This window comes from Streptomyces sp. NPDC001663 (genome assembly GCF_042893105.1).
Lineage (GTDB): Bacteria > Actinomycetota > Actinomycetes > Streptomycetales > Streptomycetaceae > Streptomyces.
In genome coordinates this window covers 1-5,681 of record NZ_JBIAUR010000047.1, presented here as the reverse complement: position 1 = coordinate 5,681, position 5,681 = coordinate 1, and the positions used below count along the sequence as shown (strand labels likewise).

General features: G+C 65.9%; 2 protein-coding genes and 1 pseudogene. 2 read left to right on the top strand and 1 reads right to left on the bottom strand.

The window, feature by feature from the left end:
- Positions 1 to 1,545 precede the first annotated feature (1,545 nt).
- Positions 1,546 to 1,713, bottom strand: a pseudogene (locus ACFY1L_RS55880) (sulfite exporter TauE/SafE family protein); the annotation flags it as partial.
- A gap of 238 nt (positions 1,714 to 1,951) precedes the next feature.
- Here ACFY1L_RS55880 and ACFY1L_RS55875 point away from each other — a divergent pair.
- Positions 1,952 to 5,254, top strand: a complete 3,303-nt coding sequence (locus ACFY1L_RS55875; protein WP_388843359.1) for a P-loop NTPase fold protein — start codon at positions 1,952 to 1,954, stop codon at positions 5,252 to 5,254.
- A gap of 68 nt (positions 5,255 to 5,322) precedes the next feature.
- Positions 5,323 to 5,598, top strand: a complete 276-nt coding sequence (locus ACFY1L_RS55870) for a hypothetical protein (RefSeq protein ID WP_388843357.1) — start codon at positions 5,323 to 5,325, stop codon at positions 5,596 to 5,598.
- Positions 5,599 to 5,681: the final 83 nt, after the last annotated feature.

Here is a 5,681-nt window from a genome sequence, read left to right as displayed (position 1 = left end):
TGTCTTCAGCCTCACGGCCATCTCGCAGCGGCCGCGGCAGCGCAGGCTCACGCGTCTGGGGACAGGGCACGGATCGTGAGAGAACCAGGCAGCGGCGGCAGCGCAGCCTCACGCCGGCCTCGCCTGCTGTTCGGCAGCCCGGTCTTCTGCGTCGGCAACAGGTCACACAGATTCGCAGCAATTACGAGAAGTACTAGATCGGCGCCCTCCACGGCGTCGGGGCGTCGTCGCATCGCTCGACGATCCGCTCGCTCGTCATACGCACAACCGCCTTGGCTACGGCGAGAACTTCCTGCGCATGACCTTCCCAGCGTTTGTGCGCGAGAGGCAGGCTCTTGCCTCGCACTGGCTCCCCTCTGCACAGTCCCGTTCGCCCCTTCAAGGTCACAGGATCCAACTCCAAGTCGCGGGGCTGGACTTGCACTCTCAGCTGCGGGATCACCCCATCGCGCGAACCACCAAAGGACCCTCACAAAAAATGATCGATCAAACGAGTCGCGAAGGTCACAGTGCGCTTTACGGGACAAAGCAACGAGTGCAGAGTGGGGGCAAGTTGGCGGCACCGAGTGCCGCCGATAGGCCCGATGGTCGACCCCTAGTGCACTCTCCTGAGCCAATCGGGGGATGGTGAAGAGAGTCAGGACAGCTAACCGGTGATCGCGCTTCGTACCCAACACGTGAGGGCACGGACGTGACCTCGGCGGCGCGGGACGCCATCCCGCATCGACGGCCTCACGGCCGGAGGGGAGCCGATCTTGAAGCTGCTTTCCTGGTTGCAAGATCGGTGGACGGAACAGGTGCGACCACACCTCTCCTCGGAGAGAGTCTCCGCGGCGTGCGAAGTAATCATGCTGGCCGCGTGGGCGTGGAAGTTCTGGTCCTGACGCACGTAGGCCCCAGCTGAAGGAACAGCCGGGACCTACGAACATCCGATACCAGAGGCCTCACCCTGCAGTCCGCGGCGGCCACCGCGGAAGGGTGGGGCTTCTGGACAATTGGACCCAATGTCAGCGGGACATCGAACCAAAGTAAGGCTAGCAAGGCGCTTCCCCACCATGGCCGCGGTGGCCATCACGGCCGAGGTGAACGCACCGGCCACACAGTCGCCGAGCCAGCCCTGTACGGTCCGCGTTACGGACTCGCCATCGGCGGTGCGGCCACGGCGTTCCTCGACCTCTGGCTCGCCTCTGGCGCACGGGGCCAGTTCACCATCGGACACACCTGACTGGCCCTACCGCGCCGATTGCCCTGGCGCCTGATGGACTTCGTCTCCGGCGCCCACCTCACCCGTGGCGTCCCGCATCAGACAAGCGCGACGTACTACCCGCCTGGACCTCCCCCGTGACCGCTTCTTCCTCCTCTTGGTGTACCGGCCACCATGAACAACACCTGCCGACCGTCGGAAAACGATCTCCAGCCGATCGGAGAACGATCTTTACCGGGCCTCACCACCGCACATCAGACCCACCCCGTCTGTCCCAGACTGGCTTTGCCCGCCACAAGGGAAGCGGCCCCAGCGTTGGGGGCCTGAGCCACGCGCGGTCACTACAGGATCTGACCGGCGTAGAGAGTGCCGATGCCGACGGCAAGGGTGCCGAGGAGAAGCCGCAGCGCGGTCTCGGGCAGGTGGGGCTGGAGACGAGCACCGAGATATCCGCCGACCAGGCCCCCGGCCCCGCAGGACAGACCGAGAAGCCAGTCAGGGGCGACGTCACAAGCAAGCCCCGCAGCAGTGGGCCCGGCGGACGAGGCCGACGCCGGTTACCAGGACGGCCTCTCGACAGACCGCCAGGCCATCACGTCAGCTGACGCACCGTCAATCATCTCTGGAAAGCTACTGGTAGGTCGGGTGTCGTAGGACTGCGCGACGTTCGGAGCAAGGCGATGGGGCGCGAGGAGGCTCTACTCTCCTGTCAGCGCGGAAGTTTCTAGAGCCGGGGGGGCGAAGAGCATGGAATCGGGCGACTCTGGGGCTGTCGCGACTGGTGGGGGCATCGCCATAGGAGCCATCCATTCGGCCGACATTCACGTACATCGGCCCGGCACCCTGATTCCGCATCAACTGCCGCGGAACATCGAGGCATTCACGGGCCGTACCCCGGAACTGCAAGACCTCCTGGAGCACCTCGCCCCCGCAACTGATCGCACGCACGAGCCCAGGGCCATCCTGGTGACCGGGATGGCCGGCGTCGGCAAAAGCGCCCTGGTCCTTCAAGCAGCCCATCAAGCCGTACGTGAGGGCTGGTTTCCCAGCGGATCCCTCTATATGGACCTGCGCGGCTACGACCAGACCGCGTCGATCGCGCCTTCCGATGTTCTGGAACTGGCACTGAGATCCCTGGACGCGACGCTTACGCCGGAACGCATCCCGATCGATGTTCACAGCCGCGCGGGAATGTACCGCACGGTACTGGCCGGGTTGCCGGGCGCTGTGCTGATCGTGGTCGAGAACGTCGCCACGGCCGAGGAGGTGCGCCACCTGCTTCCGGCCGACCCACGACACCGAATTGTGATCACCTCGCGGCACCAGCTGCCCTCTCTCATGGCCCGCACTATCAGCCTGGATCCGCTGTCGAAGAGCGAGGCAGTCCACCTACTCGAAGCGGCGATCCGCAGCTCGCGGCCAGAGGACTCTCGCGTCGCCGGCGACCCTCAGGCCGCCGCCATCATCGTGGACAGCGCAGGGCGCCTGCCGCTTGCAGTGGCCATCCTCGCTGGTCGACTCTCCACCGACCCCACGCTCCCACTTGCTGAACTCGCACAAGAGCTCCTTGAAGCGGCCGGAGCCGATCAGCGCCTGGAGCACCTCGGTGACGGCGAAGTGAGCGTGGCTGCAGCGATCGAGCTGTCCTACCGCAACCTTCCTCCAGAGCAGGCCCAGTTGCTCGCTCTGCTCGCGGTCACCGTCGGGCGGAGATTTTCCACGGATGCTGTTGCGGCGGGGCTTAACACCGACACCCGTGACGCGCGGCGCACGCTTCGCTCCCTGGCCGCAGCCCATCTGATCGAAGACACCTCGCAGCCCGATAGCTGGGCGATGCATGACCTGATCCGTGCCTTCGGCACAAGTGTTGCGGCCGAAGCCGTCGATGCTGCTCAACGAGACCAGGTCCGAGACCGGATCCTCGATTTCACCCTGCGCCATTCGGACGCGGCTGACGATGGCACGGGTTTCTTCACCACTCGGATCGGCGCCCGTCCCTTGGCCGGAGTCCACAGCGACAGCCCCAGCCAGGATGATCGCCTCGGCGTGGTCCGTGACGTAGAGGTTCTTGCCGAACTGATCGCCGCTACGGAAACACAACTCCCTCTGTCGATTGCCCTCATCGGCAACTGGGGCGCCGGCAAATCCAGCCTCATGCTGCAGATCGAACAGCAGGTCACCAAGCTGGCAGAACGATCCCAAGGCCGGCCGAACCGCACCGCGTTCGTCAGCTCGGTCCGGCAGGTGAGGTTCAACGCCTGGCACTACAGCGACACCAACGTCTGGACAGGACTGATCACGCACCTGTTCACCAGCCTGGCCAGTGACAACGAGGACGAAACACCAAGTGCCGCTCCCGATCCCCAACAGGCGAAGCAGGACCGTGAGACGCTGCGCACGCAGCTGAACCAGCAGGAGGAGACCGAACGGCAACTCGCCGATCAGCTGGCCGCCGCCGACAACGCCACACCTGCCCCCGGACAGTTCGCGTCCCTCGCCTCGCCCATCAGGTCCTACCGAGTCCTGCGGGCCACCGCACTCCAAGCCTCAAGAGACCTGCGCTTCAGCCTGCCGGTGCTGGCGCTGTGGCTAGCACTCGCCGCACTCGCCGCAGGCGCCTGGCTGACACGCGGTCCCCTTACCGCAGCACTCACCAGCCTGCTGGCCACCGCTGCAGCGGCCGCGCCGCTACGACCACTCTGGTTGAGACTGCGCACAGCCCACCGCGAACTACTCCGCTTCACCGAGCGGCAATACGGCGAACTAGCCGCGAAACAACGCGACATCAGGACCACCATCAGCGGACTGCGGGAACGACTGGCCCTCGTCGACGCCGCAGCCCGCCTGGGCGAATTCCTCCAAGAACGCGCCGATGGGACGGCCTACCAGCCCTACCGAGGCGTGCTGGGCCAAGCTCACGCCGACCTACAACGCCTCAGCCGCGACCTGGCGGCTGTCCGCACCCAGTGGAAGGCGGACGGGACGAAGTCCGCGCCGCCGCTGCAACGCATCGTCCTCTACATCGACGACCTCGACCGGTGCTCCCCGGACCGCGTCGTCCACGTACTTCAAGCCGTACATCTCATGCTCGGCCTGGACCTGTTCGTCGTCGTCGTGGCCGTCGACGCCCGCTGGCTGATCCACTCACTGCGCCACCACCACAGCGCCCTCTTCCAGCACGAGAACATGCCCGACGCCGCCACCATCAGCCCGGACACCGGCGGCCTCGCGACCACAGTGGACTACCTCGACAAGATCTTCCAGATCCCCTACGCCCTGAACCCGCCGACCGCCCAGACCATGGGACGCTACCTAACCTCACTCCTGCCAAACGCGCACCCAGAAACCGCCCCGCAGGCGCCTGCAGCGCGATCAGAGCCTCCAGCCTCGTCCCCCGCCGAAGAGGCCAGCACAGACGAAGGCCCTGTACTCCCCCGGCTTCGAGAGCCAGTAAGCACCCCGCCGGCCAGCGACTCCGCGACGTCCGAGCCCCGAGCCGAGAGCAGCTCGCAATCCGGCACGGACGCAGCCCCGCACAGTCGCAACGAACACGTCGACCTCATGCCCCTGGGCCTGCGCATCGGAGCCGTCGAAGCGGCATTCATGGCTCAACTCGGACGGCTGCTGCCCACGCCACGGGCCGCCAAGCGACTGGTCAACCTCTACCGGCTCGTCCGCATCGGTGTCCCCGCCACCGACCTGCCCGCCTTCGCCAGCACCACCGTCCCCGCCCCCTACCAAGCCGTCCAGATCCTCCTGGCCGTCCTGGCCGGCAGCCCACGAGCGGCCGAGGAACTCTTCCGACGCCTCCTCGCCTGCACCAACGACAGCACGAACATCATGGCCCTGCTCGAGGACAACAATTCAGCGCCCCCGGCCTACGAACGCATGACCCGCACCCTCCGCGCCGTGCTCCACGACCTCGAGCAGACCCAGCCCATCCCGACCACGGTCGACCAGTACCGACGCTGGTGCACCGACCTGGCCCGCTACAGCTTCCACACACACGACCTCACCCCCGCATCGGACCCACCCATCGGCCAGCCATGAACCCCCGCCCCGGCCGCGCGGCAGCTACAGACTCCTTTCGGCCGAGACCTCGCAAAAAGGTCAGCACCATGTCCGAGAACACCACCGCCTCCACCGGACTCACCTCGCAGTACACCGCACAGGTAACCAGCGACCTTGAACACAACCTCAAGGAACAAGAACGCGTCAGCACAGAAATCACCGCATTGCAGCACCAGTCGGCCACCCTGCAGCACGACCACACCCTGCTCGTGCACATGCAGCAAGCCCTCGGCATCACCCCCCAGCCCGCAGAACCCGCCGCCGCACCCGACCAACCTGCCGTGCCGGCTCCCCGAAAGAAGCCCGCAGGAGCGTGTCAGTGATCTTGTGTAAGTCGCCTGGTTTCATTGGATGCTGAGCCGGTCCTCGAAGAAGAGTGAGAACTGGTTCAGTGCCTCTTTCCAGT